This window comes from Campylobacter portucalensis, assembly GCF_009690845.1.
GTDB classification, from domain to species: domain Bacteria; phylum Campylobacterota; class Campylobacteria; order Campylobacterales; family Campylobacteraceae; genus Campylobacter_B; species Campylobacter_B portucalensis.
The window spans coordinates 1-1,130 of the sequence record NZ_VWSJ01000094.1; the positions used below are offsets into that span (position 1 = coordinate 1).

At 28.1% G+C, this 1,130-nt stretch carries 1 protein-coding gene; it reads right to left on the reverse strand.

Going from position 1 to position 1,130, the window contains the following annotated elements:
• The coding region (locus tag F1B92_RS08755; RefSeq protein WP_154571455.1) for a polymorphic toxin type 44 domain-containing protein at nt 1-611 on the reverse strand (611 nt) is incomplete at its 3' end.
• Nucleotides 612-1,130 lie beyond the last annotated feature (519 nt).

A 1,130-nucleotide genomic window follows, 5' to 3' on the forward strand; every position in this document is an offset into this window, starting at 1 on the left:
AAGCCGTCTAAAAAGTCGCCAATAAAATCTATCCAACCATTTAAATTATCCAATCCTATATCAAAAATATCTTTCCAAAAATCTAAATCACTCAATTCGCTAGAAGCAAAATCATTAATATTTTTCCAAAAATCTATTGCTCCGTCTATTAAATCATAATCCTTGCCGTATGTATCATTATAATCATCAATTCCATCTAATATATTTTTTCTATCGACAGAGTCGTCATTTAATCCAAAATCTCTACTACTATCTCCATTAATCAATCCGTTAAAATAATCATATACTGCACTGAGTGGAAAAGATAATCCGCCACTAGAAGTTATTTGAGCCCCACCAGCACCAGACAATAAAACACTCGTTGGTAATCCAATAGCTTTGCCGACAGCACCATAATTATAGTTTCCAAAATCTTCATATTTACTCTTTGTGTGATTAGCCATAGCTTCTTTATCTTGGCGTTTATAATCCCATTCGCCACCACCTTTGACTTTTAAATAGAAATAACACAAAGTTTGGTCATACCCATGAGTTTTACTATACTCTTGCATTTCTCTGATATTTGCCTCTATGCTAGCACCATTAGGTATTTCGCCATTATATCTACTCATTTTTCTTTCTCCTTGTTTTTAGATTTTTTAAAAAAATTGATAGTAGCAAAAATTAAATAAATTTGTATAACAAAACTGCTGATCAAATATGAAATTTTTGTCAATTTTATGCCAAAATATGACATAAAAAATAGCAGAAATAAAATTACAAAAGGTATAAAAAATGCATACGAAAAAATATGATAAAAAAAACCCACAAATGTGTCGAAATTTTCAAGATATTTTGATAACACACTACATAGCATTATAAAAAATACCCATAAATATACTACACAAAATACGAATTTCTCAAAGAAAAAAATGTCTATTTCACCTAAAATACCAATATCATGTGAAATATTTTCAAAATTTGATATATTAATAGAGACCAAGAAATACCAAAAACAAACAACGCAGAAGCTCATAATAAAAGCACAAATTATAACATTTAATATATTTTTTATTTGCCTATTTGTTTTATTTTCCAACTTCTTACCTTTCCAATTTTAAAAAACTTCAAAATTCTACAAAATCTTGCTT